Origin of the sequence: Actinoplanes sp. URMC 104, assembly GCF_051386375.1 — a bacterium.
In the GTDB taxonomy this organism is placed as follows: Bacteria; Actinomycetota; Actinomycetes; order Mycobacteriales; family Micromonosporaceae; genus Actinoplanes.
On the sequence record NZ_JBPQTO010000002.1, the window covers coordinates 2,106,460 to 2,130,830 of the forward strand.

Here is a 24,371-nt window from a genome sequence, read left to right on the forward strand (position 1 = left end):
AGGGCAGGCAGAGTAACGGAGTGCGTTCGAACCACTACCCCTCGCACGGATCGGGCGAAGAGCTGACCTCCGACGAGGCCGCCGAGGAATTCGTCGCCGCGCCGGGGCACGGCGCGGTCGGAGTCTTCCAGTCACCCCAGCCGGTGCGACCGCGCGGCGGTCCGGTGGACTCCGCGCTCGACATCGACTCGCCGTTCCTCGACCTGTTCGGCGGGGCGGCGCCGCCGTCGCCGGTCTCGGCCACTCCTCCGGGTGAAACCCGGCGGAAGCCGCCCCTGTCCGAGCCGGATCTGGATTTCGACTTCGGTTTCGACTTCGACGAGCGGCCGGCGCCCCCGGTGTCCCCCGTGTCCTCGCCGCCCGCTCCGTCCACTCCGGCCGAGCCTTCGGTACGGCGTGGACCCGCCGAGGGCCCGAAGCCGGTCGAGCCCCAGGCCGTCGCGGCCGCGGCGGTCCCGATCCCGCTGACCGAGCCGCCGATCGCCGGCCCGCCGGTCAACGAACCGCCCGTCGCGCGGCCTCCGGTTCCCGAGCCGGCGCCGCTGGCCGGCCCCCCGGTCGCCGCGCCGGCGCCGATGGCCGGTCCGCCTGTCGCCCAGCCGACGCCCCTCGTCGGCTCCCCCGCCGATGAGCCGTCGCCCCTCACCAGGCCGCTGATCGACGAGCCCTTGCCGCTCGCCGGGCCCTCCGCGGGGCAGACCCTGCCGGTTGCCGGTCCTCCGGTCGCCGAGCGGCTGCCGGTCGCCGAACCGCCCCTCGCCGGTCCGCCGGTGCCCGTGGCGGAGTCCCCCGTCGCGGTGCCGCCGGCCCCGGCGCCGCGGGGACCCGCGCCGGACTTCTTCCAGGAGAACGGCGGCGCCCCCGCCGACCCGGACTTCGAGGACTGGCCCGACTTCGACAACTGGCCCACCACGGCACAGCCGGAGGCCGCGCCCGCGCCCGTCTCCACCCCGCCGCTGTGGCAGACCGTGGGCGGCGTGAACGGCGCGCGCCCGCCGCAGGCCGGGCCCGTCGAGGCGTACGCCCCGCAATCGCCACCGCAGGCTGACGCGGCTCCGGTCGAGGCGCCGCTGCCCGTGCCCGCCACGGAGAAGGCGCCCGCCAAGCGCAAGGAAAAGGCCCCTGCCAAGCGCAAGGAGAAGGCGCGCAACCTGCCGGCGCCGCGCGACAAGCTCACGACGCCCAAGCCGGTGCTGCGGCCGCAGAAGCTCAAGTTCAGAGACCGTGACCCGGTCATGGAGCTCGAGATCAGCGAGATCGCCGGGCACCTGACCTTCACCCAGAGCACGGTCACCGCCTGGTACTACCTCCCCGAGGTCCGCTGGGCGTTCCGGCCCGACGCGGAGCGCGAGGCGCTGCTGAGCGCGATCTCCGAGCAGTACGCCGGATTGGCAGGATTCCGGTTGCACCTGCGCCGCACCAACCGGCCGTTCCCGGCCGACGAGTGGGCGCGCACGGTGGACTCGTTCACCGCCAAGCCGCTGCCCGACGTGCGCGGCGGCACCTCGTGGTCCGACCACCTCGTGGCCGCCCAGCGGCACCTGCTCTCGGTCAACCACGCCGAGGGGCAGACGTACCTGGGTGTGACGTTCGCGCGGCGCTCCCTCGGGGACACGTTCTCCGAGCGGATCCTGCGGATCTTCGGCCGGGGCACGTCCGACAGCGAACGGCGCAAGCTGGGCCGCACGGTCGAGCAGTTCGACGAGGTGCTCAACGCGTTCGGCATGCGCGGCCGGCGGGTCACCCCGCAGGAGCTGGAGTGGCTGCTGTTCCGCTCGGTCGCGCTCTGCATGGCGCCGCCCGGGCCGCTCAGCCCGGTCACCAACGGGCAGTGGGACACCGGCGACCTGCTGGCGCTGACCGAGCAGGTCGAGCGCTACCGCACCCCGTACGGTTCGACAGTGAAGCTGGTCAACCGGATGACCGGCGAGGAACGGCACGTGGCCGTGCTGTCGGTCGGCCGGATGGAGCCGCTCGAGATCCCCGAGAAGCACGAGCCGTGGCTGCACTTCCACGAGCGGCTGCCGTGGCCGATGGAGCTGTCGTCCCGGCTCGACATCCTGGGCTCGGGCAGCTCGTTCAAGAACCTCGAGCACCGGCTCCGGATGATCCGCTCGCAGCAGCTGGACTACGCCGAGCACGGCATCGACGCCCCGCCCGAGCTGGAGCGTCTCGCCAAGCGGGCGCTGGTGATCGGCGACGAGATGACCACCGGGCTGCCGGTCGAGTCGGCGCGCGCGCACGGCTGGCACCGGATCGCGGTCGGCGGCGCCACCCGCGAGGAGTGCATGGAACGGGCCCGGCGCCTGATCCAGCTCTACTCGCGCGAGCTGCGGATCTCGCTGCAGCACCCGAAGAACCAGGACCAGCTGGCCCGCGAGTTCATCCCGGGCGAGCCGATCGCGAACACCGGGTACGTGCGGCGCATGCCGGTCAAGCTGCTGGCCGCGGCGCTGCCGCAGGCGGCGTCGACCGTCGGCGACCGCCGCGGCGACCTGATCGGGCGTACGGCGGGCACCTGCCGCCGGCCGGTCTTCCTCGACCTGCACTTCCCCATGGAGGTGCGCGAGCGCTCCGGCCTGGGCGTGTTCGTGGCCGAGCCCGGCGGTGGCAAGTCGACGCTGATGGGCGCGCTCGGCTATCTGAACGCCCGCCGCGGGGTTCAGGTGACGCTGCTCGACCCGTCCGGCCCGCTCGCCCGGCTGTGCCAGATGCCCGAACTGCGCCCGTACTCACGGGTGCTGAACCTGACCGGCTCCGAGCAGGGCACGCTCGCGCCGTACGCGCTGATCCCCACGCCCGTACGGTCGGAGTTCGCGACCGGGCCGGCGGGCGACCGCGAGTACGAGATCGCGGTCTCCAACGCCCGCGCCGAGCGCCGCATGCTGGTGCAGGACATCTGCTCGATGCTGGTGCCGCCGCAGGTGGCCAAGGAGGCCTCCACGGCGACGCTGCTGCGGCACGCCGTACGGCAGGTGCCCGCCGAGGAGACGTCCACGCTCGACGACGTGGTCCGTACGCTCCAGGGCCTCGACGACGACGAGGGGCGCGAGCTCGCCAACCTGCTGCTCGACACCGCCGAGATGCCGCTGGCGCTGCTGTTCTTCGGCTCGCCGCCGCAGCACCTGCTCGGCGCCGACGCGGCCCTCACCGTGATCACGATGGCCGGACTGCGCCTGCCCGACCTCAAGATCGAGCGCGAGTACTGGTCGGCGGAGGAGTCGCTGGCGCTGCCGATGCTGCACACGGCCCACCGGCTCGCGGTGCGGCGCTGCTACGGCGGCTCGATGTCCTCGCGCAAGATGGTCGGGCTCGACGAGGCCCACTTCATGGAGGGCTGGCGGTCCGGGCGCTCGTTCCTGGTGCGTCTCGCCCGCGACTCCCGCAAGTGGAACCTCGCGGCGCTGGTGGCCTCGCAGAACCCGCGCGACATCCTCGGCCTCGACGTGCAGAACCTGGTGTCGACGGTGTTCGTCGGCCGCATCGCGGAGGACCAGGAGATCGCGTCGGAGGCGCTGCGGCTGCTGCGGGTGCCGGTGCACGACGGGTACGAGGCGACGCTGGCCTCGCTGTCCCAGGTCGACACGTCGTCATCCACGCGGCTCGGGTTCCGCGAGTTCGTGATGCGCGACGTCGACGGACGCGTGCAGAAGGTGCGGGTCGACGTGTCGTACGTCGACGGCCTGCTCGAGCATCTCGACACGACGCCGGCGGCTGCCAAGGCGACGCCGGCGGCGCTGCCACTGCCGTCCGACCTGGAGGTTTGAGATGGTGCGGCGGGGGCTGGCGCTGCTGATGACGATGTTCGTCACGGTGGTGGCGTCGATCGTCTGGGCGGTGGCCGCCCCGCCGGCGTCGGCGGCGCCGGTCGAGTTGCCGGGGCGCGCTCCGGGTGGGGCGTGCAGCCTCGAGGAGTGGCAGCAGGACTTCCGGGGCTGCGTCGACCGGCTCACCGACGTGGGGTCCAGCCGGGCCTCGTGCCTCAACCCGCCCACCCCCAGCAGCCCGGACGCCGGACTGGCGGGGTGGTTCGCGGAACGCCCCGATTCGGCCGCCGCCAAGAACAGCTTCCCCGGCCTCTACAGCGACTACGGGTACGCCGGGTACAGCTACACCACCTACGACTTGGACAGTGGCTGCGCGTCGACACTCGTCGACCCGGACTTCAAGTTCGAGACGACGGTGGCCAACGGCGAGTTCATGGTGGCGACCTCGATCATCGGAGCCTCCAACGCCCTGCGTGAGCGGGCGTGGGACCCGCAGAGCATGTGGGGCTGGGCCGACCCGCTGGTCGACCAGGCCACCAAGGCGGTGTACGAGAAGGTCTTCAGCGTTTTCGGCGTCATCACGCTGGCCATCGTCGGCCTCTACCTGCTGTGGCGGTCGAAGCAGGCCGAAATGGGGGCCGCGACGACGACGGCGGGCTGGGCGATCCTCGTCATGGTCGCCGTCACCGCGATCGCGGCCTGGCCGGTGAAGTCCGCCAACATCGCGGACGGAACGCTGATCGGCACCCTCGGCGTGGTGCACGACGCCGTCGGCCCCCGCCCCGAGAAGCCGGTCGGTGACTGCGTCCTCGGCGGCACGTCCTGCGAGGACAACCGGCCGCCCGCCGTTCGGGCCAGCGACACTGCCACCGAGACGATGCTCTACCGCAACTGGCTGCGCGGGTTGCTCGGCTCGGCCGACAGTGCGACCGCCAAGAAGTACGGCGCGGCCCTCTACGACGCCCGCTCGCTCTCGTGGGACGAGCTTCAGCGGATTCGCCAGAACCCGACGACCCGCGGCGGCGTGCTCGACGGCAAGAAGGAGCAGTGGAAGCGGGTCGCGGAACAGATCAAGACGGAGGACCCCGAGGCGTACGAATACCTCCAGGGCGTCAACGGCATGGATCGGATCGGCGCCGGCTTCATCGCCGTCCTCGCGGCGATCATGTTCGCCATGTTCGACATCACCGCTTCGGTGCTGGTGCTGCTCGGCTTCCTGGTCTTCCGATGGGCCGTGATCGCGGCGCCGATCCTCGGCACGGTCGGCTTGCTGCGGCCGGCCAACGCCGGGATCAAGCGGCTCGGCAATGCCGTCATCGCCGCGGTCTTCAACATCGCGATCTTCGGCACCGGAGCGGCGATCTATCTGTTCGCCGTCGACCTGATCATGAATACCGCGAGCCTGCCCGGGTGGCTGCAGGTCGTGCTCGTCTGGCTGTGCGGCATGGTCGGCTGGCTGCTGCTGCGGCCGTACCGGCGGGTCACCCAGCTGGGCGGCAAGGACGGCGCCCGCACCATCGCCACGGGCTCGTGGCACCGCAAGTTCTTCCAGGACATGCGCGAAGCCTCCAGGGTCGACCCGAGCACGGGCGACGACCGCCAGGTGGTCGGCAAGGGCAACGGGCGCACGGTCTACGTCGATCAGGGCAACCTGCGGCCCGAGGCCCGGCTCGAGGACCCGGCCCACTCGGCGAACCGCGGCGAGCTGGTTCCGGCGACCGCCGGGGACCGCGGCGGCGCGCCCAAGCCGACCCGGCCCGACGGCAGCGAGCCGCTCGTCCCCGACGAGGTCTCGGCGCCGGCCGCAGCCAAGGCGACGTCGGCCGCGAGCCGCAGCCGCCGGCCGTCCACCGGCTGGACCGAGCCGGACGTGGCCGAGCAGCCCTCCTCGTACGCCATCTACCGCCCGGAGACCGGCAGCACCACCGCCGAGCCGGTCACCCCGCGGATCCGCTCCGAGGCCAAGTGATCGCATGGCTCGCTCACTCGAACTCGGCCTCAACAGGATCTTCCGGTCGCGCTGGGGCGTAGCCGTCGTCCTCGCGGTGATCGTGCTCGGGATCATCGGCCTCGCCCGGCTGCTCTCCGACGGCGACGACTCGCGTCCCTCGCTGGGCACCGCGTCGCCCGGCACGACGGTGAGCGCGGACCCCAAGGAGGACGACAGCGTCGTCAACGACACCGAGCCGCCGCCGAGCCCGTCGACCCGCCCGGGACGCGCCCAGCCCGAGGCGGTCGCGTACGCCTTCGCCTCGGCGTGGGCCGACCACCAGAAGGTGACCCCGAACGCGTGGCGTGACCGGCTCCTGCCGAACTCCACGCGCAAGCTGGCCGGCGAGCTCGAGGGCGTCGACCCCGCCGACGTCCCGGCCGGCCGCGTGACCGGACGGCCGAGCCTGGTGCCGGTGAGCGCGACGGTGGTCAACGCGGTCGTCACCATGGACACTGGAAAGCTCAACCTGCGCCTGGTCTCTCCCGACGGCCATTGGCGCGTCGACGGGATCGACTGGGAAACGGCGTGAGCATCCCCCGGCCACGGAAGATCGTTCTGCTCGTCGCCCTGGTGGCGACGCTCGCCCTGCTGTGCTGCGGCGGAAGCGTCACGGCCCTGCTGGTGGGCGGGCTGACCGACGAGGGCGGCGACGAGCTCGTCAGCTCGTTCGGCTGCGGCAAGGGCGGCCCGATCGACCCGGACACCAAGCTGCCGCGGATCCGGCCCTACGGCGGCGAGCAGATCCGCAACGCGGCGATCATCATCAACACCGGCGCGAAGCTCAAGATGCCGCCGCGTGCGTGGGTCATCGCGGTCGCCACGGCCATGCAGGAGTCGCGGCTCAACAACCTCGGCTACCTAGGCGCCCGCAACGACCACGACTCGCAGGGCCTGTTCCAGCAGCGGCCCAGCTCGGGCTGGGGCTCGCCCGCACAGGTGCGGGACCCGGTCTACGCGAGCACGAAGTTCTACCAGAAGCTCAAGACGGTCCCCGGCTGGGAGAGGATGCCGCTCACCCGGGCGGCGCAGCGCGTACAGATCAGCGCCTATCCGGACGCGTACGCGAAGCACGAGCCGATCGCCACGCAGATCGTCAACATGCTCGCCGACGGCGCGGCGAACGCGGTGGGCAACTCGCTCACGATGGTCTGCGCCTCCGCGGGTCAGATCGCGGCCTCCGGCTGGACGCTGCCGGCCAGCGCCGCCGTCGGCTCGGGGTTCCGCACCGCCTCGCGACCCAACCACCAGGGCGTCGACCTCATCGTCGGCAAGCATTCGCCGATCACCGCGGCGGCGAGCGGCATCGTCTCCAAGGTCAAGTGCGACGAGGACCACAGCGGACGGCGCACCTGCAACGTCGACGGCTACCCCGGCAAGGGCGGATGCGGTTGGATGGTGGAGATCCAGCACGCCGGGAACATCATGACGAGGTACTGCCACATGGTCACGGCGCCGCTCGTGCACGAGGGCCAGGAGGTCACGGCCGGCGAGCTCATCGGCCGGGTGGGCAGCAGCGGCAACTCCTCGGGGCCGCACCTGCACTTCGAGGTGCACCTCAACAACGACCGGTCGAGCGCGGGCGCGATCGACCCGGTGCGGTTCATGCGCGAGCAGGGCGCGCCGCTGGGAGAAGCGGGATGAGCGGCGAGCCGTTCCCCGACCCGTTCGCCGGGCACCCCGACTGGGCGCTCGACCCGCCGCGCCCGGTGGTGCCGACGCCGGCCACGATGAGCGGCCAGCTGCGCGGACGGCGGGTGCTGATCGGGCTCCCCGGGCACGGCTGGCGATCGGAGCTGCGCGCCGACGAGAAGGTCGTGCAGGGCAGCCGCACGTACGTGCCGATCATGGCCGAGGGCGAGTGGTACCGCGCCGAGGCCGAGCAGACGGAGATCTTCGCCCCGATGGTGCCGGTCGAGCGCGTGTGGGTCGAGGAGTACGGGATGGCCGGCCTCACGATTCCGGCCGACGACGTCACCTCGCGGCTGGTGTCGCTGGACGAGCCCGCACGCCGAAATCCCGTTCCGGCGCTGGATGCGCCGTCGCTGTCCGGTCGCCGGGTGGTTCGTCTCCTGGACGACGGCACCGAGGAGCGGGACCTCCGGGCGGTCACCGAGATCCACACCAGCGATCAGGGCGACGTCTGCGCTCGCGTCACCACCGAGCTCGACTGGTATCGGTGGGGGTGGAGCGGCCATACGCCCCGGACCCTCGAGGTGTCCGTCCACCGTCTGTGGGTCGAGTGATCTAGGAAGTCTGCGTCGCGCCACAGACGCGCCAGCCGTCCTCGTCGACCAGATTCAGCCGCCAGGTATCGGTCACTCGTCCCGGCTGGCTGGAGGTGGTCTTGACGAGATCCGTCTCGGCTTCGGCGTTGGCGCCGTTCGTCCGGACCGCGATGGTCTTCCACGTGACGGCGATGGTCGCCGTGAACTGCTTCTCCCGGGCCAGAACGTCGGCTCGGTAGGCGGCGATCTGCTGGAAGTCGCCGCCTGACCGGCACTGGTAGAGCGCTGCTCGGGCGTCGTCACGGTTGACGAGATAGGCGCGCAGGAAGTTGTCGGCAACCGCGTCCGGCTCCGCGCGCTCGATCTTCGTTTCCTCGTCGTAGAGCAGCACGGCCACCCCCACCCCGCCGAGGCAGAGCAGCGCCAGCACGCCCGCGCCCATGGCCAGCCACAACCGCAGCCGCCGGTTGGGGGCCTTCTTCGCCGGCTCGGCACCCGCCGGCGCGTCCGTCGGTTCCGTCACGGGCTCCTGCGGCTGCACACATACGACAGTAGTGCCTCCGCACACCTTTCCCCCGCGCGGACCGAGAGCGGCACAAGCCCGGACGACGCGGACATGGAACCGAGCACCGCCGAACGCGATGCCCGCCACGACTGGGATAGGTTTTATCCGCGCACACAGGAGGTGAGAGCGGTGGCAGATGCGGTTTTGCGGGTTCAGCAGGCTGCCGCTCTGCACCGGCAGGCGGCCGCCCTCGCGGAGGCGGCCTCGACGGTGCTCGATGCCGACGCGGCCGTGCCCGATCCGCTCGAGCAGCACCGCCTGTCGGAGGAGCTGAGGGCCGCCGCCGGCGCGCTCGCTCCCGGCTGGCTCGGCGCGCCGCTGGAGGCCCAGTCGGTCAACACCCCGCTAGGCGGCGTGTACCCGCCCCAGTTCGTACGCCTCGGGGTGGCCCAGCCGCTCGACGACGCCACCTTCCCCGCCGTCATCCCGCTGCTGGGCACCGGCCACCTCACGATCGACGCGACCGCCACCGACGCGCGCGTGTTCGGCCTGATCCGGTCGCTGCTGCTGCGCCTGCTGGCCGCTGCGCCGGCCGGGTCGCTGCTGGTGCGCGCGGTCGACGGCATCGGCGGGGGCGAGGTGTTCGCGCCGTTCGCCGGCCTGCAGGACGCGGGCCTGCTGTCGCCGCCCGCCACCGACCGGCAGGGCCTGCGCGACGTGCTCGCCGAGGCCGAGAAATGGCTGCGCCCCGGCCGTGGCGTCGCCTCGCGGCGCGCCCGTCGCGACCGGCTCCTGCTGGTGGTCGTCGCGAGCCTGCCCGAGCTGACCGAGGGCGAGGAGCTGCGCCGCATCGCCGCGCTCGCCCAGCAGGGCCCCGAGTCCGGCCTGCACCTGATCGTGGCGGGCTGGCCGCCGCCCCCGCTGACGGCCGAGACGACCCAGGCGCCGCTGCCGCGCACGACGATGGTGTCGGTCCGCAACCCGTACGCGGTCATCGGCGATCCGCCCGGAGCCTCGTACGGCTCCACGCCCGAGGTGTCGTGGCTGAACACGCCGGTCTTCCTCGACGAGGACCCGCCGCCGCACCTGGTGGACGCGGTGTGCCGCGAGCTGGCCGCCCACTCGGCCGCGGCCTCCCGGGTCACGCTGTCCGACCTGCTGCCCGAGCCCGGCGAGGCCCTGTGCGCGGGCGACGCGGCCGAGGGCCTGAGCACCATCGTGGGCCACGACGGCGACACCCCGCTGGCGCTGCGCTTCAACGACCTCACCCCACACTGGATGGTGGGCGGGCGGTCGGGTGCGGGCAAGACGGCGTTCCTCATCAACGTGCTGTACGGGCTGGGCGCCCGTTACAGCCCCGCGGAGCTCGCGCTCTACCTGCTCGACTTCAAGGAGGGCGTGACCTTCGCCGAGTTCGTGCCGACCCAGCGTGACCGCACCTGGCTGCCGCACGCGCGCGCCGTGGGGGTCGAGGCCGACCGGGAGTACGGGCTGGCGGTGCTGCGCGAGCTCGACGCGGAGATGGCGCGCCGGTTGACCGCGTACGAGCGGGCGGGCGTGTCGACGCTCAAGGAGCTGCGGGCGGCGGCCGCCCAGGACGGGCTCAAGCGTCCGCTGCCGCGCATCCTGTGCGTGATCGACGAGTTCCCCGTGCTGCTGTCCGGCGGCGACCCGGTGGCGGCCGAGGCGACCACGCTGCTCGACGGGCTGGCCCGTACGGGCCGGTCGTGCGGCATCCACCTGGTGCTGGCCAGCCAGGGCGTGGCGGGCGTCCAGACGCTCTACAACAAGCGCGACTCGTTCTTCGGCCAGTTCCCCGTACGCATCGCCCTGCCCGGCGGCGGCGACGTGCTCGAACCGGCGAACGACTCGGCGGCCGGCCTGCCCCTGGGCACCGCGGTGGTGAACACGGCCGGCGGCCTGGGCGGCCCGCGCGGCGCCACCCGCGGCCACGAGCGCATCATCCGCTTTCCCGACCCGCACGCGGACGACGCCCTGCTCAGCGACCTGCGGCATCGGCTGTGGGGCGCCCGCGACCCGGAGTCGCAGCCGCCGCGCATCTTCGCCGGGTACGCCCACCAGCACCTCGCCGACGACCCGTCGTACCGGGCCGCGCTGGCCGGCCGGGGCACCGGGCCCGCGGCGCTGGTCGGCCGGATGCTCGACGTCAACCTGACCACCGCGGCGTTCCCGTTCGACGCCTCCCCCGGGCGGCATCTGACGATCTTCGGCTCGCAGGCGTCGGCGTCCGAGGTCCTCGACGCGGCCGCTCGCAGCACCGCCGCGTTCCACCCGCCGCGTACGGCCCGGTTCGTCATCGCCTCGCTGGTCGCGGAGGGTGACCGTCTTGCCGAGGCGCTGGCCGCCGAGATCGGGCACCGGCAGGAGGTCGCGCTCGTCGGCGCGGACGCCCTGGCCGCCGAGCTCGACCCGGCCCGCCCCGGCTACCGCGTGGTCTTCGGCATGGACGCCGCCGGCAGCCTGCCCGGCCTGCCTGCCTTCCTGCGCGAGGGCCCGGCCCGCGGCGCGCACCTGCTCTCGTGGTGGCGTGACCTGCGCCGGTTCACCGACGAGGCCGGCGGCACCGACGCGGTCGCCGGCCTGTTGTTCCTCAACGTGCCGCCCGCCGAGATCGCCGCGACGCTCGGCCGCCCGGTCGAGTGGCAGCCGCACCCCAACCGGGCCCTGCTGCACGACCGTCAGGCCGACCGCACGGTCACCGTCCTGCCGTTCCTCGACCCCAGCGTGACCGACGACTGGGGTGACGCCCGGTGACCGATCAGCAGCAGGCCGCCGGCGCGATCCCCGCGCAGCCCGCACCCCCCGCGCCCGGCCCGTGGGCCGACTATCTGGCCGCCGCGCAACGCCTCGACGCCGTACGCCGTGCCGCCAGCGCCGCCGTCAGCGACCACCACGCCGCGGTCACCGCCGCCCGTACGGAGCTCTCCGCCGTACGCGCCCGGTTGGCGGCTCAGGAGGCGCGCCTCACGCAGGAGCTGGCCGTACCCGTCGCCGATCTGCGCCCGCTTTCCGCCGACCTGGAGGTGGCCGCCCAGACCGCCGCCGGCAGCCCGGCCACCGCGCTGACCGCCCTGCAGCAGGCACGCCGCGCCGCCGACTCCGCCGACGCCCTGCTGGCCGGCCCCGCCACCGCCCGCCGGTGGCGCCCCTGGGCCCGCAACCTGCTCATCTACGGCCCGTTCGCCGCGGTCGTGCTGATCGTGCAGATCGCGCTCTACCTGGTCGCCTCGCCCGGCTCCGTGCCCACGTACGCCCTGCTGTGCGGCCTCACCATGCCCGTGCTCGCCTTCGGGCTGGGCTGGATCACCATCGGTTTCGTGTACGGCAACGACCCCGAGGGCCTCGACCGCACCCCCATAGTCGGCGCCGTCGCGTGCCTGATCCCCGTGCTGCTGACCTGCATGGGCGTCGGCCTGTCGTCGTTCCTGAACTGACCCCGCTCTTATGGCAGCGCCGCGGTCAGGTCCACCTCGACGAGCTGACCCCGGAACCCGAGCGCAGCCACCCCCAGCAACGTCGACGCGGTCGTGAAGGCGGGCGCCAGCTCCGATGCGTTGAGCCTGTCCCAGACCGCCGCAAGTTGGGCGCTGTCCGCGCTGACCACGTAGATGACCGAGCGCACCACATCGGCGGGCTCGGCGCCCGCGGCCGCGAGAACCGCCAGGCAGTTGGCGATCACCTGGTCGGTCTGCGCGTCGAAGTCCCCCGCCTCGCCCACCACCGTGCCGTCGAGGGCGAGCGGGCATTGACCCGCCAGGTGCGCGAGCCGGCCCGCCGGCGAGATCGTGATGTGGCTGTATCCGGGCGGCTGGTGAACGGTGGCGGGGTTGAGCCTCTCCAACATCGAGCCAGTATCCCGGCGCCCCGAAGCTCCGCCCACCGAATATCCAGGACGCCCCGCGCAGAACCCGCCCGGCGCCGACCCCGCACGGCCGCGCAGAACCCGCACGGCGCAGAACCCGCACGGCGCAGAGCACGCACGGCGGTGCAGAACCCGCTCGGCGCAGAACCCGGCACAGATCCCGGCCCGGCGCAGAACCCGGCCAGGCACAGAAGCCGGCCCGGCACAGAACCCGGCCCGGCACAGAACCCGCCCGGCACAGAGCCCAGCCCGGCACGGAGCCCACCCTCCACCGGGGGAAGCCCCCGCTGCCATTGTGGCGAGAAAAGGCGATCTCTGCCGGATGCCCTGTGGACAACCCGGGACTGTGGACAGCGCCCGCCGACGGGGCTACCGGCCGAACCAGGGCAGACACGGCTCCAGACCGGTCACGACGACCTCGCTGCCGTGGCCCGCGGTTTGCCACTGCCGGCGGGTCAGCCTCAGGTGCTGCAGCTCGATGACGCCGTCGCCCGTGTCGTTGAGGCTGAGCCCGTTGTCGGTGTAGCCGAGATGCCGCGACACTCCGAGCGAAGCCCCGTTGTCGAGGCGTGCCGAGCTGATCGCGGCGAGCGCGTCGAGGTGGTCGAACGCCAGGCCCAGGATCGCCTTCCGCATCGCGATGCCGACGCCCTGCCCGCGTACGGAGGGGATCAGCCAGGAGGCGGAGTCGACGGTGCGCAGGGTGGGGAAGTTCTCGCCCTCGAGGATCTGGACGCCCACGACGGCGCCGCCGACCTCGACCGCGAAGGGCAGCGCCCACGAGGAAGGCGACCACGTGCCCATGGCACGCCAATAGTCCTGGTGGACCAGCCGGGCGCGGTTGCGGGCGAGGCTCAGCCCGGGCAGCATCTCGGCGCGCGGGTCGAGCTCGTAGTCGTCGGGCTGGATCGACGCGAGCAGCGGAAGGTCGCTCTCCCGCACCGGTCGCAGCTCGGCCACGTGACAGCGCAGCCGCAGGTCGAACAGTGGCCATGCCGTACTGCTCATGACGGTCATTATGGGTTTCTAGCCGAACCAGCCCGGCACGTCGACCGGGAAGCCCGCCTCCGGCACGACCGTGCGCAGGGAAGTCTCCAGGTCTGCCACCCGTGCCGCGCCGAGCCGCTCGACCCAGCGTGCCCGCAGCCGGTCGAAGACCTCCGCCGATTGGGTCAGCATGTCGAGCCCGCGGGGCGTGAGCCGGACGAGCTTGCGGCGCGCGTCGGCGGGGTCGTCGGCCCGCTCGACGTAGCCGAGCGCGGCCAGCCGGTCGACCGTCTTGCCCGCGGCCTGCTTGGACACCCCGAGCCGCCGCCCGAGGTCGCTGGCCGAGGCGCCGGCGGGTCCGATCGCCTGCAGTGCGAAACCGTGCACCGGCCGCACGTCCGGATGCCCGCGCGCCGCGAGCTCGGCATGCAGGTCGTCGATGAGCGAGCGGAATCCCGCGAACAGCAGAAGCGGCAGCTCGTATCCGGGCGGATCGTCAGGCATTGGCAAACTCGACAACCTGGTTTACGGTATGGACAACCACGTTGACTACTTTATCGGGAGAACGCCATGTTCGCTCAACACACCCTCGAGTCGGCGCCGGACGGGTCCCGCCCGCTGATCGAGTCGACCGTCCGGCACCTCGGCCACCTGCCCGACGCCGTCGCGCGGCTGGCCGAGTCGCCCGAGATGCTCGGCGGATTCCTTCAGGCCAGCGACCTGTTCGAGCGCAGCACGCTGGATCCGGTCGCCCGGGAGGTGGTGGTCATGCTGATCGCCGCCCGCAACGGCTGCCGCGTCTGCCGGGCCATGCACACTGGCCGGCTGCGTCAGCTGGGCGCCGACGCCGGAATGATCGCGGATCTGCGTACGGGGAAGGCCCCGGCCGACGAACGGCTGGCGGCGCTGTGGCACTTCACGATGCGGGTGCTGGAGACGTCGGGCGAGGTGCCGGACGACGAGCTGGAGGCCTTTCTGGCCGCGGGCTACACCCGGCGCAACGCGCTCGAGGTGGTGCTGGGCATCGGCACGTACACGATGTCGACGCTCGCGAACCGCCTGGTGCGGGCCTAGCGCGCGTTGATCAGCGCCATCGCCTCGGCGCGGACCTTGGCGTCGGTCTGGTACGCGCCGCGGACGGCCGAGGTGACCGTACGGGCTCCGACCTTGCGAATGCCCCGCATCTCCATGCACAGGTGCTCGCACTCGAGCACGACGATCGCCCCGCGCGCGTCCAGCTTCTCCATCAGCAGGTCGGCTATCTGCGAGGTGAGCCGCTCCTGCACCTGCGGCCGGCGCGCGTAGACCTCGACCAGGCGGGCCAGCTTCGACAGACCGGTGATGCGGCCGTGCGGCCCGGGGATGTAGCCGATGTGCGCCACGCCCTTGAACGGCAGCAGGTGGTGCTCGCACATGCTCATCACTTCGATGTCGCGGACGAGCACCATCTCTTCGTGGTCGGCCTCGAACGCGGTCTTCAGAACCTCGGCCGGGTCGACCCGCAGCCCCGCGAACAGCTCCGCGTACGCCCGGGCGACCCGCGCCGGGGTACGTTCCAGCCCATCGCGGTCGGGGTCTTCGCCGACCGCGATGAGGATTTCGCGAACCGCCTTCTCGATACGGCCGAGGTCGACGGCCTGCTCGACCGGAGCACCGGTGAGCTTGCCGTCGACCAGCCGAGCAGCGAGATAGTCGAGCTCGTCGTCGTCGCTGATCAGTTGCTGCCTTCCGAGCTGCTGCCGTTGGGGTTGGGGCCGACGGCGATCTGGCCGTCGGCGTGGGCCTGCGCCTTGAGCTTGTCGCGCTCGGCCGGCGTCAGCACCGGGGGCGCCTCGGAGGGCAGGCGCTTGCCGAAGCCGTTGAACGGCGACATCGGCGGGCGCTTGACCACGCGGGCGCAGATCCGGTCCATGTCCTCGCGGGTGATGGTCTCCTTCTCCATCAGCTCGAGGACCATGCTGTCGAGGACGTCGCGGTACTCGACCAGGATCTCCCACGCCTCGTCGTGCGCCAGCTCGATGAGCGCGCGCACCTCGGCGTCGATGTCGGCGGCCACCGCGTCGGAGTAGTCCCGCTCGTGGCCCATGTTGCGACCCATGAACGGCTCGTCGCCGCTGGTGCCGTACTTGACCGCACCGAGCTTGGAGCTCATGCCGTACTGGGTGACCATGGCGCGGGCCAGGCCGGACGCCTTCTCGATGTCGTTGCCCGCGCCGGTGGTGGGCTCGTGGAAGACGAGCTCCTCGGCGGCGCGGCCACCCAGCGCGTACGCCAAGGTGTCGATCATCTCGGCGCGGGTCTGGGTGTACTTGTCCTCGGTGGGGAGCACCAGCGTGTGACCGAGCGAGCGGCCACGCGGCAGGATCGTCACCTTGTGCACCGGGGCGGAGTGCGGCAGCGCGTAGGCCACCAGCGCGTGCCCGCCCTCGTGGTACGCGGTGATCTTCTTTTCGTTGTCGCTCATCGCCCGGGTGCGGCGCTCGGGGCCGGCGATCACGCGGTCGATCGACTCCTCGAGGAACTCGTTGGAGATCGCCCGCTTCTCGTTACGTGCGGTGAGCAGCGCGGCCTCGTTGATGACGTTGGCCAGGTCGGCGCCGGAGAAGCCCGGCGTGCGGCGGGCCACCGAGTCGAGGTCGACGTCGGGCGTGAACGGCTTGCCCTTGGCGTGCACGCGCAGGATCTGCTTGCGACCCTCCATGTCCGGGTTGTCCACCGGGATCTGGCGGTCGAAGCGGCCGGGACGCAGCAGCGCCGGGTCGAGGATGTCGGGCCGGTTGGTGGCCGCGATGAGGATGACCCCGCCCTTGGTGTCGAAGCCGTCCATCTCGACGAGCAGCTGGTTGAGCGTCTGCTCGCGCTCGTCGTGACCGCCGCCCATGCCGGCGCCGCGGTGCCGGCCGACGGCGTCGATCTCGTCGACGAAGACGATCGCCGGCGCGTTCGACTTGGCCTGCTCGAACAGGTCACGGACCCGGCTCGCGCCGACACCGACGAACATCTCGACGAAGTCCGAACCGGAGATCGAGTAGAACGGCACCCCGGCCTCGCCGGCGACCGCGCGGGCCAGCAGCGTCTTACCCGTTCCGGGCGGGCCGAACAGCAGCACGCCCTTCGGGATCTTGGCGCCGAGGGCCTGGTACTTCGCCGGGTTCTGGAGGAAGTCCTTGATCTCGTGCAGCTCCTGGACGGCCTCCTCCGAGCCCGCCACGTCGGCGAACGTCGTCTTCGGCGTGTCCTTGGTGATCATCTTGGCCTTGGACTTGCCGAAGTTGAGCACCCGCGAGCCGCCGCCCTGCATCTGCGACATGAACAGCAGCAGCAGGACCACGAGGATCGCGATCGGCAGCAGGTTGATCAGCAGGCTGAAGAGGATGTTGTCGCCCGAGACCGTCGCGTTGATCGTGCCGGTGATCCGGCCCGCGGTCTTGGCTTCCTGCACCTCGTTCCAGATGGTCTGCGTGACCTCGTACGGGTACTGGGTCTCGATCTTGTCGGTGGTCTTGCCCTCGAACCGCTCGGGCGAGGCGAGATCGATCTGGAGCGTCTGCTCCTTGTCCTTCTGGACGACCTTCTCGATGCCGGGCTGGTTCAGGCGCTCGAGCGCCACCGAGGTATCTACGCGCTGGTAGCTCGGACCACTGGTGAAGAACGAGCTCAGCGCAATCACGCCGATGATCACCAGAATGATCCAGACCACCGGGCGGCGGAAGAAACGCGTACGTTCCATACTGTTGTCGGGCGCCAAGCGCCCGGACCCTCCTGATCGGCGTCCTGGTCACCTCAACGTGCCGCCCACCGGCGGCCCCGGTCTGATGCCCCCCTGTGGTGCGGGGAAACCGTTCCGGCCCCTCCGGCGCTTGTGACACTGCGCCATCGGTCACTCGACGGTACACCGTAGGTGCCGGTTGCGAACCCGTGAGCCCGTCGCCCGGACATCCGCAAGCCGCCGCCCGTTCAGCTAGCTTTGGTGCGAAATCCGCCCATAAGGACGGAATTCTGAGAAGAGGCTGAGAAACGGTTCAGCTACGGGCGTACACGTCGGGCTTCAACACGCCCACGTACGGCAGCTCACGGTAACGCTCACCGAAGTCCAGCCCGTAGCCGACGACGAACTCGTTGGGGATGTCGAAGCCCACGTACTTCACGGGGACCTGCACCTTGACCGCGTCGGGCTTGCGGAACAGCGCGACCACCTCGACGCTGGCCGCCGAGCGCGACTGCAGGTACTTCATCAGCCACGAGAGCGTGAGGCCCGAGTCGACGATGTCCTCCACCACGACCACGTGCCGGCCGCTGATGTCGCGGTCGAGGTCCTTGAGGATGCGCACGACGCCCGAGGACGTGGTGCCCTGCCCGTAGGACGAGACCGCCATGAACTCCATCTCGGTGGACGGACCGTGCTTGCCGAGCGCGCGGGCGAAGTCGGCCATGAACATGACCGCGCCCTTGAGCACGCACACCAGCAGGATGCCGCCCTCGGCGTCGGCGTGGTCGGCGGAGACCTGCTTCGCCAGCTCGGCGATCTTTTCCCGGATCTGCTCCTCAGAGATGATCACGTGGTCGATGTCGGCGTCGTACCAGGAGCCATCAGCCATGCCCCAAGCCTGCCGCATGAAGGTTGCGGCTCGTCGCACGGGGCCATGATCACGACGCCCGGAACGCCGGGGAATCGGCCGGTTCCGCCCGTGGTGCCCGGTGAAACGGACACCGTGAGTGACAACTCTCACAGCACGTCAGGGCACTCGAACGAGCACGTCGCGCTCACGCGCCACCCGGATGCCCCCCGGCAGGTGTACGGCTCCCTGGCCGCGCCACCGCACCACCAGCGCGTCCAGCGCCTCGACGTGCCGGTGCGAGAGCGCGCTGCCCGGCGCGCCCAGCTCGCGCGCCCACATGTGCAGCACCCGCCGCCGCAGCCCCTCGGCCATGCCCACCAGGCCGGCGATCTTGAGGGCGTGCCCCCGCCTCCCCCGCCCACCCAGGGACGTCGGGGACGCTACACCGGCGGGCGCCGCCTCAGAGGCGGTTGTCCACAGGGCGTCCGTCGCCAGCGCGTCCAGCGCCTCGTTGTCCGCGGCGATCAGCGACGCCGACCGGGCCAGATTGGCCACCACGGCCGGCCCCAGCGCCTCGACCAGGGCGGGCAGCGCAGCACCCCGCACGCGCGCCCGCGCGAAGGACGGATCGGCATTGTGCGGGTCCTCCCAGGGCGCCAGCCCCAGGGCCGCACAGGCCTTGCGCGTGTCGGCCCGCGCCACGTCGAGCAGCGGCCGCACGAAGATGCCCTTGCGCGCCGGCATCCCCGACAGCCCGCGCGGCCCCGCCCCCCGGGCGAGTGCCAGCAGCACGGTCTCGGCCTGATCGTCGCGAGTGTGCCCGAGCAGCACGGCGACCGCTCCCGCGCGCGCGGCACAGGCGGAGAGCGCCGCATACCGAGCCGACCGCGCTGCCGCTTCGGGCCCGCCCGGCAGCCCCGCCACCGACACCGTCTCGACCAGCACGGGATCGAAGCCCTCGGCACGGGCCCATTCGGCCACCGAGGCGGCCCGCCCCGCCGACCCCTCCTGCAGCCCGTGGTCGACCGTCACCAGCCCGACCGAGCGACCCACGAAGCGGGCGGCCGCGGCCAGCGCCAGCGAGTCCGCCCCGCCCGAGCACGCCACCAGCACCAGGCCCTCCGCGGGCAGTGCCCGGCGCACGGCCAGCCGCACCGCGGCGACGGCGGGCGGGATGCGGGCCATTACCCGCCGATCGCGGGCTGCGGCCCGTGCACCCGGGCCACCCAGGCGTCCGGGTCGCCCAGCTCGTCGAGCCGGGGCAGCGTCAGCGGCGAGTCGAAGATCTTGTTGAAGCCGGTCATGCCGACCCGCTCGACGACGCCGTGCACGAACTTGCGGCCCTCGGCGTACTGCCGCATCTTGACCTCGATGCCGAGCAGCCGGCGGATCGCCTTCTCGAGGGGGTTGCCGCTCTCGCGCCGCCGGTTGAACTTGGCCCGGATCGACTCGACGCTCGGGATCACGTCGGGGCCGACGCCGTCCATCACGAACTCGGCGTGCCCCTCGAGCAGCGTCATCAGCGCGGTCAGCCGGTCGAGCACCGCTTTCTGCCCCGGGGTCTGCACGATGTCGAGCACCGAGGAGCGGCTGTCGGGGTCGCGCAGCGCGTCGGAGAGGGTCGCGACCCCGCGGCGCAGGCGCTCGAGGATGTGCTCGGTGCTCTGCGAGGCGTCGACGAAGGCCTGCACCTCGCCCAGGAAGTAGCCGCGCATCCACGGCACGGCGGTGAACTGGGTGCGGTGGGTGACCTCGTGCAGGCAGACCCAGAGCCGGAAGTCGCGCGGGTCGGCGCCGAGCTTGCGCTCGACCTCGACGATGTTGGGCGCGTTGAGCAGCAGCTGGCCGGGGTTGCCGGAGAACACCTCGTACTGCCCCAGGACCCGGCCGGAGAGGTACGCCAGGATCGTGCCGGCCTGCACGCCGGTGACGCGCGAGCCGATCGCGTCGGCCAGCCCGCCCGGCTGCTTGTCGCCGGAGAGCCGGGTGACCAGCGGGATGATGACCTGCTTGAGCCCGGCGATGTTGACGGCGGCCCAGTCCTTGCGGTCCACCACGCGCACGGGCGGCACCTCGACCTGCGAGGTCAGCCCGGTGTAGGCGGCGACGTGACCGGCCGCCTCGTCGGTGAGCTGCCGCAGCTCGGACACCACGGCCATCGCGTCGTCGTAGGAGACGGCGGGGCCGGATTTGGAGAGCGCGCCTGCGGTCGCGGCGGCCAGATCCCAGTCAACGAACTGCGCCATGCACCCCACCGTACCCGTGGGATTCGACCCCGCCCTCGGGAGAAACCCTTAGATCAGCATCCGCAGGTGACCAGCCGCGCCGCCACCTTGTCGAGCGCCGCGCGGCCCGTGACGGCGTTGCCCGAGCCGCTCGCCATGATGGCGAAGACCAGCAGCCGTCCCCCGGTCGTGGTGAGCACGCCCGCCATCGTGTTGACCCCGCTCAGCGTGCCGGTCTTGGCCCGTACGACCCCCTGCCCCACCTGGTTGGGCTTCGGCGCGACGAACCGCTTGAGCATCGTGCCCGACCAGCCCGCCACCGGCAGCCCGCCGAACAGGCCGCTCAGCGCCGGCTGCTGCCCGGAGGCCGCCAGCGCCAGCAGCTCGGTGAGCAGCGTGGGGCTGATCCCGTTGTGCCGCGACAGGCCGCTCGCGTCGTACAGGTTGGCCTCGTCCGCCGGCAGTCCGAGGTCGTTCATCCGCGCGATGATCGCCTCGGTGGTGTCGTCGAACGTGCCGGGCTTGCCGTCCGCGATCGCCACCTGCCGGCCCAGCGCCTCGGCCGCCGTGTTGTCGCTCTGCTCGAGCATCCAGTCGGTGAGCTGCACCATCGGCGGCGACTGCACGACGCCCAGCTGCGCGCCGGGAGCGACCCCGGTGGGGGCGGCGGAGGACGCGGCCGGCGCCTTGCCCTTCGACACGGCCGACGGCGGGATGCCGAGCATCTTCGCGAACGCCTTCGCCGCCGCGTCCGCGGGATTGCGGGAGCGCGGGTCGCCGCCGTACTCGTTGTGGATCGGCTTGATCCGGCCCGCGTTCACCATGAGCGCCTGCACGCGCGACACCTGGCCGCCCGGCGAGATGTCGCTGGAGTCCCAGCCTCGCGCCGTCTCTGGACCGCTGAACAGCGACGTGTCGTACACCAGCCGGGTCGGTTTCGTCGCGCCCAGCGCCTTCTTGACCTGGTCCGCGAGCACGTCGAGCCGCGCCGCCCCGGGGAAGAGCTTGTTGGGGCTGGTCGCGAGCGTGGGGTCGCCGCCGCCGATCAGCACGACCTCGCCCGGCTTGCTGCCCGCCACGGCGCGCGTGCTGAGCCGGTAGGAGGGCCCGCGCGCCTGGAGCACGGCCGCCGCGGTCAGCAGCTTCGTGGTCGAGGCCGGGGTGGTCATCGTGTCCGCGTTGCGGGCGTAGAGCACCTTGTCCGTGGCCACGTCGAGCACCGCCACGTGCACCTTCGTCCCGAGCGCGGCCGACTTCACCAGCGGGTCGATCGCCTTTGTCACACCCTGCGCCGTCGGCGCCGTCCCGCCGCCGGAGGCCGCCGCGAGCACCGGCGTGGGCGACGGGTCGGGCGTCGGCGGAACGGGGGTGGGCGCGCTGGTGGTCTCGGCCGCCAGCCACCCCTCGATCGGGCCGGGGCGAACGAGTCCGACGACTCCCGCGGCGAGCACGAGAACGACGACGACCGCAAGAGCCAAGAACCATTTCGTACGGGTTCCGGATGGCGTTGCACTGTTTCCCGGGCGGCCGCCGTCGCCGGTCACGGCCGTAGCGCCCGCTGCGGGGGATATTGCCGGGTCGGGCACAGGAGGCGCGACGCGCGGGATCGGCTCACCGGCATCCTGGTCGCCGGCCGGCCGCGCCGTGTTCAGCGGGACGGACGCCCGCCCATAGGTGCCACCGGTCGTCGGCGCGCCGGAACGGTCCGGCGTTCGCGGCTGCATCTGCCGATTTTCCGGCCCGTCCTGCCCGCCGTGGTGCGATTGGCCGCTTTCGGGTCCGGAATCGTCCGGCACACTCGCGGATTCGGGCCGAACGGAGGGCGGCGGCACGACCACACGACCGGGCTCGCCGGCCGTTTCGGATGACTGCCGGGGCCGCAGTGCCCGGGTTGTGCCATTGAGGTCGACAGTGACTTCGGGCTGTGCCGAAGGCGCACCCGTGCGACCCGTCGCCGGGTTACCGTTTCCCAAGCCACGATGCGACTCGGACACGCCGTCGTACCCGGGACCGTCGTGTGAATCTTGCCTCCCCACGAGCCCCTCCTGGAACACGGCGTAAGACTTAGGGGAGACTAGCGACATCCGGCACACCGTCGCGCGCGGATCCTGTCGGCCGCCGATCGTCGGCCGCAGTTCTTCCCGCCCGTGGACCGGTTTTCCTCTCAAGCGGGCGAACAAGGGAGCACATCATGGATTTCGACGTAGTGGTTGAGATCCCCAAGGGGCACCGCAACAAGTACGAGGTCGACCACAAGACGGGCCGCATCCGGCTCGACCGGACGCTGTTCACCTCGACGCAGTACCCGGCCGACTACGGCTTCATCGAGGGCACGCTCGGTCAGGACGGCGACCCGCTGGACGCGCTGGTGCTGGTGCAGGAGCCGACCTTCCCCGGCTGCCTGATCCGCGCGCGGGCCATCGGCATGTACCGGATGACCGACGAGAAGGGCCGCGACGACAAGGTCCTCTGCGTCCCCTACGAGGACCCGCGCCAGGAGCACCTGCGCGACATCCACCACCTCGGCGAGTTCGACCGCATGGAGATCCAGCACTTCTTCACGGTCTACAAGGACCTCGAGCCCGGCAAGTCGGTCGAGGGCGCCACCTGGACCGGCCGTGTCGAGGCCGAGGAGGAGATCCGCGCCTCGTTCAAGCGCCAGGAGGCCGCCGAGGCCGAGGGCCAGGAGCACTGACGTAGCACCGCCGCGCCCCGCCGTCGCCCGCCGACGTCGCGCGGCTCCCGCACGTCCCGCGCGCGGGCGGTGAAAGCCGCCCGCGCGCTGCTTTTCAGATGCTGATGTCGCCGACGGCGTCGTAGAGGCCGACCACCGCGCAGGCCACCGGGATCACCGAGACCACCACGAGCGTGTCGAACAGGTCCGCGGCCCGGCCCAGATAGGGCGAGGGCGGCTTGCGGGAGTACGTCGCCCCGGCCACCACCGTGATCAACGCCAGCACCAGCGCCGCCGCGGCCACGCCGAGCAGCACCGTCGCGTTGGCGCCGCGCAGCAGGTCGACGCCGAGCGCGGCGACCCCGGCCAGCCCGCCCACCACCAGCGGCACCCGCTGCCGCAGCGTCACGAACAGCCGCGAGCGCAGCAGCAGCGCCGCCGCGGACACGGCGATCAGGATGCGGCCCGACAGCGTGCCGGTGACGGCCAGCACGGCGAACGCGCCCACCGCCAGCACGGCGTGCCCGAGCAGCATGCCGGCGAGCAGTTCCTCGGTGCGGGTCACGGCCGCGAAGACGGTCGCCCGGTCGGGGCGCTCGCGCGCGGCGTCGAGCGCGTTCGAGGCGCTGGCCGTGGTGAAGTCCTCGGCGGCCTCGGCGCCGGTGGGCAGCGTGACCGGCGGCGTGGGCATCTTGCCGAAGCGGATGGCGAGCAGCGGCATCGCGCCGATCCCGCACACCAGGATCGAGAGCAGCACGGCGGCGGAACCCGCGGCGGTCGTGACCATGCTGGTCAAGGCCGTGATCGCGCCGAGCAGCCCGACCACGGCGCCCGCGGTGAACAGCCGCAGCTGCGCGGCCACGCCGACCCCGCCGAGCGCGGCGATCAGCAGCAGCGCCACCGAGCCGGCCAGCAGCTCGGAACCGCCCAGCCACGGCAGCAGCCCCACGACGCCGACCCGGTCGTCGGTGGCGACCAGCACCGCGCCGCCGGCGAAGGCGAACGGCATCGCGTACGCACCCAGGGCGGCTCCCGCGCGGGCGTCCCCGTACGCCCGGGAGGCCGTCACACCGGCGAGCGCGAGCAGCAGCGCGAGCCCGAGACCCGCGTACGCCGCACCGGTCCACCCCGGGCCCTCGGCGAGCACCGCCAGCAGCGCGATCACGAGCAGCACCCCGGCGCCGACCAGCGTCGCCGTGCGGGTCGAGGCGGGCGTCCAGGCGCTGCCGCGGCGGCGCGCGCCCTCGGCGATGGCCTCCACCACGTCGTCGTACTCGAGCTCGGGCCACTCGTCGTGGGCCGGGACGAGATGCAGCACCTCGCCGTCGCGTACGCCCTGAGGGAACAGACCCTGAGTAGTCGCCAGCGCGACGCCGTCGGTGCGCCGCAGCACCCACCCGCCGTGTTTCTCGCCGTCGTCCGCGAGGCCCTCACCCGCGTGCCGCAGCACCTCGGGCAGCAGCTCGGCCAGCGGCACGTGCTCGGGCAGGGCCACGTCGATGCGGCGCTGCGGAGCGCTGATCGTGACCCGGGCCAGACCGATGCTCATCCAC

General features: G+C 72.3%; 20 protein-coding genes. 9 read left to right on the top strand and 11 right to left on the bottom strand.

The window, feature by feature from the left end; all coding sequences use genetic code 11:
• Positions 1-20: 20 nt before the first annotated feature.
• Genes ACSNN8_RS10905 through ACSNN8_RS10925 form a run of 5 tightly spaced genes read left to right on the top strand, consistent with a single transcriptional unit; the run spans position 21 to position 8,003 of the window.
• Positions 21-3,767 carry an ATP-binding protein gene (locus ACSNN8_RS10905; protein ID WP_436648533.1) on the top strand — a complete coding sequence of 1,249 codons (3,747 nt, stop codon included), beginning with the start codon at positions 21-23 and terminating at the stop codon, positions 3,765-3,767.
• 1 nt (position 3,768) lies between these two features.
• Positions 3,769-5,736 (top strand): MFS transporter, encoded by a 1,968-nt coding sequence (locus ACSNN8_RS10910; RefSeq protein ID WP_436648534.1) that lies wholly within the window; start codon positions 3,769-3,771, stop codon positions 5,734-5,736.
• 4 nt (positions 5,737-5,740) lie between these two features.
• The gene (locus tag ACSNN8_RS10915) at positions 5,741-6,289 is read left to right on the top strand and encodes a hypothetical protein (RefSeq protein ID WP_436648535.1); all 549 of its coding nucleotides are present in this window, start codon (positions 5,741-5,743) and stop codon (positions 6,287-6,289) included.
• The gene (locus ACSNN8_RS10920; RefSeq protein ID WP_436648536.1) at positions 6,286-7,401 is read left to right on the top strand and encodes a M23 family metallopeptidase; all 1,116 of its coding nucleotides are present in this window, start codon (positions 6,286-6,288) and stop codon (positions 7,399-7,401) included. The genes ACSNN8_RS10915 and ACSNN8_RS10920 overlap by 4 nt, the downstream gene beginning before the upstream one ends.
• Entirely contained in the window at positions 7,398-8,003 is a 606-nt protein-coding gene (locus ACSNN8_RS10925; RefSeq protein ID WP_436648537.1) for a hypothetical protein, read from the top strand. The genes ACSNN8_RS10920 and ACSNN8_RS10925 overlap by 4 nt, the downstream gene beginning before the upstream one ends.
• A 1-nt stretch (position 8,004) precedes the next feature.
• On the opposite strand, the gene ACSNN8_RS10930 is transcribed toward ACSNN8_RS10925, so the two are convergent.
• Entirely contained in the window at positions 8,005-8,526 is a 522-nt protein-coding gene (locus ACSNN8_RS10930) for an Rv0361 family membrane protein (protein ID WP_436648538.1), read from the bottom strand.
• A gap of 144 nt (positions 8,527-8,670) precedes the next feature.
• Between ACSNN8_RS10930 and ACSNN8_RS10935 the strand changes: the two genes are divergently transcribed.
• The gene (locus tag ACSNN8_RS10935; protein ID WP_436648539.1) at positions 8,671-11,265 is read left to right on the top strand and encodes an FtsK/SpoIIIE domain-containing protein; all 2,595 of its coding nucleotides are present in this window, start codon (positions 8,671-8,673) and stop codon (positions 11,263-11,265) included.
• Positions 11,262-11,945: a hypothetical protein gene (locus tag ACSNN8_RS10940; protein ID WP_436648540.1), complete on the top strand. Its 684-nt coding sequence runs from the start codon at positions 11,262-11,264 to the stop codon at positions 11,943-11,945. The genes ACSNN8_RS10935 and ACSNN8_RS10940 overlap by 4 nt, the downstream gene beginning before the upstream one ends.
• A gap of 8 nt (positions 11,946-11,953) precedes the next feature.
• Here the strand turns inward: ACSNN8_RS10940 and ACSNN8_RS10945 are convergent, their stop codons facing one another.
• The 3 genes from ACSNN8_RS10945 to ACSNN8_RS10955 all read right to left on the bottom strand — a co-directional run bounded on the left by ACSNN8_RS10945 (position 11,954) and on the right by ACSNN8_RS10955 (position 13,864).
• The gene (locus tag ACSNN8_RS10945; RefSeq protein WP_436648541.1) at positions 11,954-12,355 is read right to left on the bottom strand and encodes a RidA family protein; all 402 of its coding nucleotides are present in this window, start codon (positions 12,353-12,355) and stop codon (positions 11,954-11,956) included.
• A gap of 387 nt (positions 12,356-12,742) precedes the next feature.
• Positions 12,743-13,381, bottom strand: coding sequence for a GNAT family N-acetyltransferase (locus ACSNN8_RS10950; RefSeq protein ID WP_436648542.1), 639 nt, complete (start codon positions 13,379-13,381; stop codon positions 12,743-12,745).
• Positions 13,382-13,399: 18 nt separating this feature from the next.
• Positions 13,400-13,864: a MarR family winged helix-turn-helix transcriptional regulator gene (locus ACSNN8_RS10955; protein WP_436648543.1), complete on the bottom strand. Its 465-nt coding sequence runs from the start codon at positions 13,862-13,864 to the stop codon at positions 13,400-13,402.
• A 66-nt stretch (positions 13,865-13,930) separates the two neighbouring features.
• Here ACSNN8_RS10955 and ACSNN8_RS10960 point away from each other — a divergent pair, with 66 nt between their 5' ends.
• Positions 13,931-14,434, top strand: a complete 504-nt coding sequence (locus tag ACSNN8_RS10960; RefSeq protein WP_436648544.1) for a carboxymuconolactone decarboxylase family protein — start codon at positions 13,931-13,933, stop codon at positions 14,432-14,434.
• Here ACSNN8_RS10960 and folE read toward each other — a convergent pair.
• From folE to dacB, 6 genes are all read right to left on the bottom strand, one after another.
• Positions 14,431-15,078: a GTP cyclohydrolase I FolE gene (gene folE / locus ACSNN8_RS10965; RefSeq protein WP_436649512.1), complete on the bottom strand. Its 648-nt coding sequence runs from the start codon at positions 15,076-15,078 to the stop codon at positions 14,431-14,433. The genes ACSNN8_RS10960 and folE overlap by 4 nt on opposite strands.
• Positions 15,075-17,090 carry an ATP-dependent zinc metalloprotease FtsH gene (gene ftsH / locus ACSNN8_RS10970; protein ID WP_436648545.1) on the bottom strand — a complete coding sequence of 672 codons (2,016 nt, stop codon included), beginning with the start codon at positions 17,088-17,090 and terminating at the stop codon, positions 15,075-15,077. Before ftsH ends, folE begins: the two co-directional genes overlap by 4 nt.
• A gap of 292 nt (positions 17,091-17,382) precedes the next feature.
• The gene (gene hpt / locus ACSNN8_RS10975; protein ID WP_436648546.1) at positions 17,383-17,958 is read right to left on the bottom strand and encodes a hypoxanthine phosphoribosyltransferase; all 576 of its coding nucleotides are present in this window, start codon (positions 17,956-17,958) and stop codon (positions 17,383-17,385) included.
• 138 nt (positions 17,959-18,096) lie between these two features.
• A complete protein-coding gene (gene tilS / locus ACSNN8_RS10980; RefSeq protein ID WP_436648547.1) occupies positions 18,097-19,104 on the bottom strand; it encodes a tRNA lysidine(34) synthetase TilS in 1,008 nt (335 codons plus the stop codon).
• Positions 19,104-20,165, bottom strand: coding sequence for a zinc-dependent metalloprotease (locus ACSNN8_RS10985; protein ID WP_436648548.1), 1,062 nt, complete (start codon positions 20,163-20,165; stop codon positions 19,104-19,106). Before ACSNN8_RS10985 ends, tilS begins: the two co-directional genes overlap by 1 nt.
• A gap of 53 nt (positions 20,166-20,218) precedes the next feature.
• A complete protein-coding gene (dacB, locus tag ACSNN8_RS10990; protein ID WP_436648549.1) occupies positions 20,219-21,622 on the bottom strand; it encodes a D-alanyl-D-alanine carboxypeptidase/D-alanyl-D-alanine endopeptidase in 1,404 nt (467 codons plus the stop codon).
• A 713-nt stretch (positions 21,623-22,335) separates the two neighbouring features.
• On the opposite strand from dacB, the gene ACSNN8_RS10995 reads away from it, so the two are divergent.
• Complete coding sequence (locus ACSNN8_RS10995; protein ID WP_436648550.1) at positions 22,336-22,839, top strand: inorganic diphosphatase; 504 nt, start codon at positions 22,336-22,338, stop codon at positions 22,837-22,839.
• 94 nt (positions 22,840-22,933) lie between these two features.
• Here the strand turns inward: ACSNN8_RS10995 and eccD are convergent, their stop codons facing one another.
• Positions 22,934-24,367 (bottom strand): type VII secretion integral membrane protein EccD, encoded by a 1,434-nt coding sequence (gene eccD / locus ACSNN8_RS11000; protein WP_436648551.1) that lies wholly within the window; start codon positions 24,365-24,367, stop codon positions 22,934-22,936.
• Positions 24,368-24,371: the final 4 nt, after the last annotated feature.

Excerpts from the sequence above, each read along its gene's own strand:
- ACSNN8_RS10995 (WP_436648550.1), top strand. The coding sequence starts at position 22,336 with ATGGATTTCGACGTAGTGGTTGAGATCCCCAAGGGGCACCGCAACAAG.
- ftsH (WP_436648545.1), bottom strand. The coding sequence starts at position 17,090 with ATGGAACGTACGCGTTTCTTCCGCCGCCCGGTGGTCTGGATCATTCTG.
- eccD (WP_436648551.1), bottom strand. The coding sequence starts at position 24,367 with ATGAGCATCGGTCTGGCCCGGGTCACGATCAGCGCTCCGCAGCGCCGC.
- hpt (WP_436648546.1), bottom strand. The coding sequence starts at position 17,958 with ATGGCTGATGGCTCCTGGTACGACGCCGACATCGACCACGTGATCATC.
- ACSNN8_RS10915 (WP_436648535.1), top strand. The coding sequence starts at position 5,741 with ATGGCTCGCTCACTCGAACTCGGCCTCAACAGGATCTTCCGGTCGCGC.
- tilS (WP_436648547.1), bottom strand. The coding sequence starts at position 19,104 with ATGGCCCGCATCCCGCCCGCCGTCGCCGCGGTGCGGCTGGCCGTGCGC.
- ACSNN8_RS10910 (WP_436648534.1), top strand. The coding sequence starts at position 3,769 with ATGGTGCGGCGGGGGCTGGCGCTGCTGATGACGATGTTCGTCACGGTG.
- ACSNN8_RS10955 (WP_436648543.1), bottom strand. The coding sequence starts at position 13,864 with ATGCCTGACGATCCGCCCGGATACGAGCTGCCGCTTCTGCTGTTCGCG.
- ACSNN8_RS10945 (WP_436648541.1), bottom strand. The coding sequence starts at position 12,355 with ATGTTGGAGAGGCTCAACCCCGCCACCGTTCACCAGCCGCCCGGATAC.
- ACSNN8_RS10985 (WP_436648548.1), bottom strand. The coding sequence starts at position 20,165 with ATGGCGCAGTTCGTTGACTGGGATCTGGCCGCCGCGACCGCAGGCGCG.
- ACSNN8_RS10950 (WP_436648542.1), bottom strand. The coding sequence starts at position 13,381 with ATGAGCAGTACGGCATGGCCACTGTTCGACCTGCGGCTGCGCTGTCAC.
- ACSNN8_RS10960 (WP_436648544.1), top strand. The coding sequence starts at position 13,931 with ATGTTCGCTCAACACACCCTCGAGTCGGCGCCGGACGGGTCCCGCCCG.
- ACSNN8_RS10925 (WP_436648537.1), top strand. The coding sequence starts at position 7,398 with ATGAGCGGCGAGCCGTTCCCCGACCCGTTCGCCGGGCACCCCGACTGG.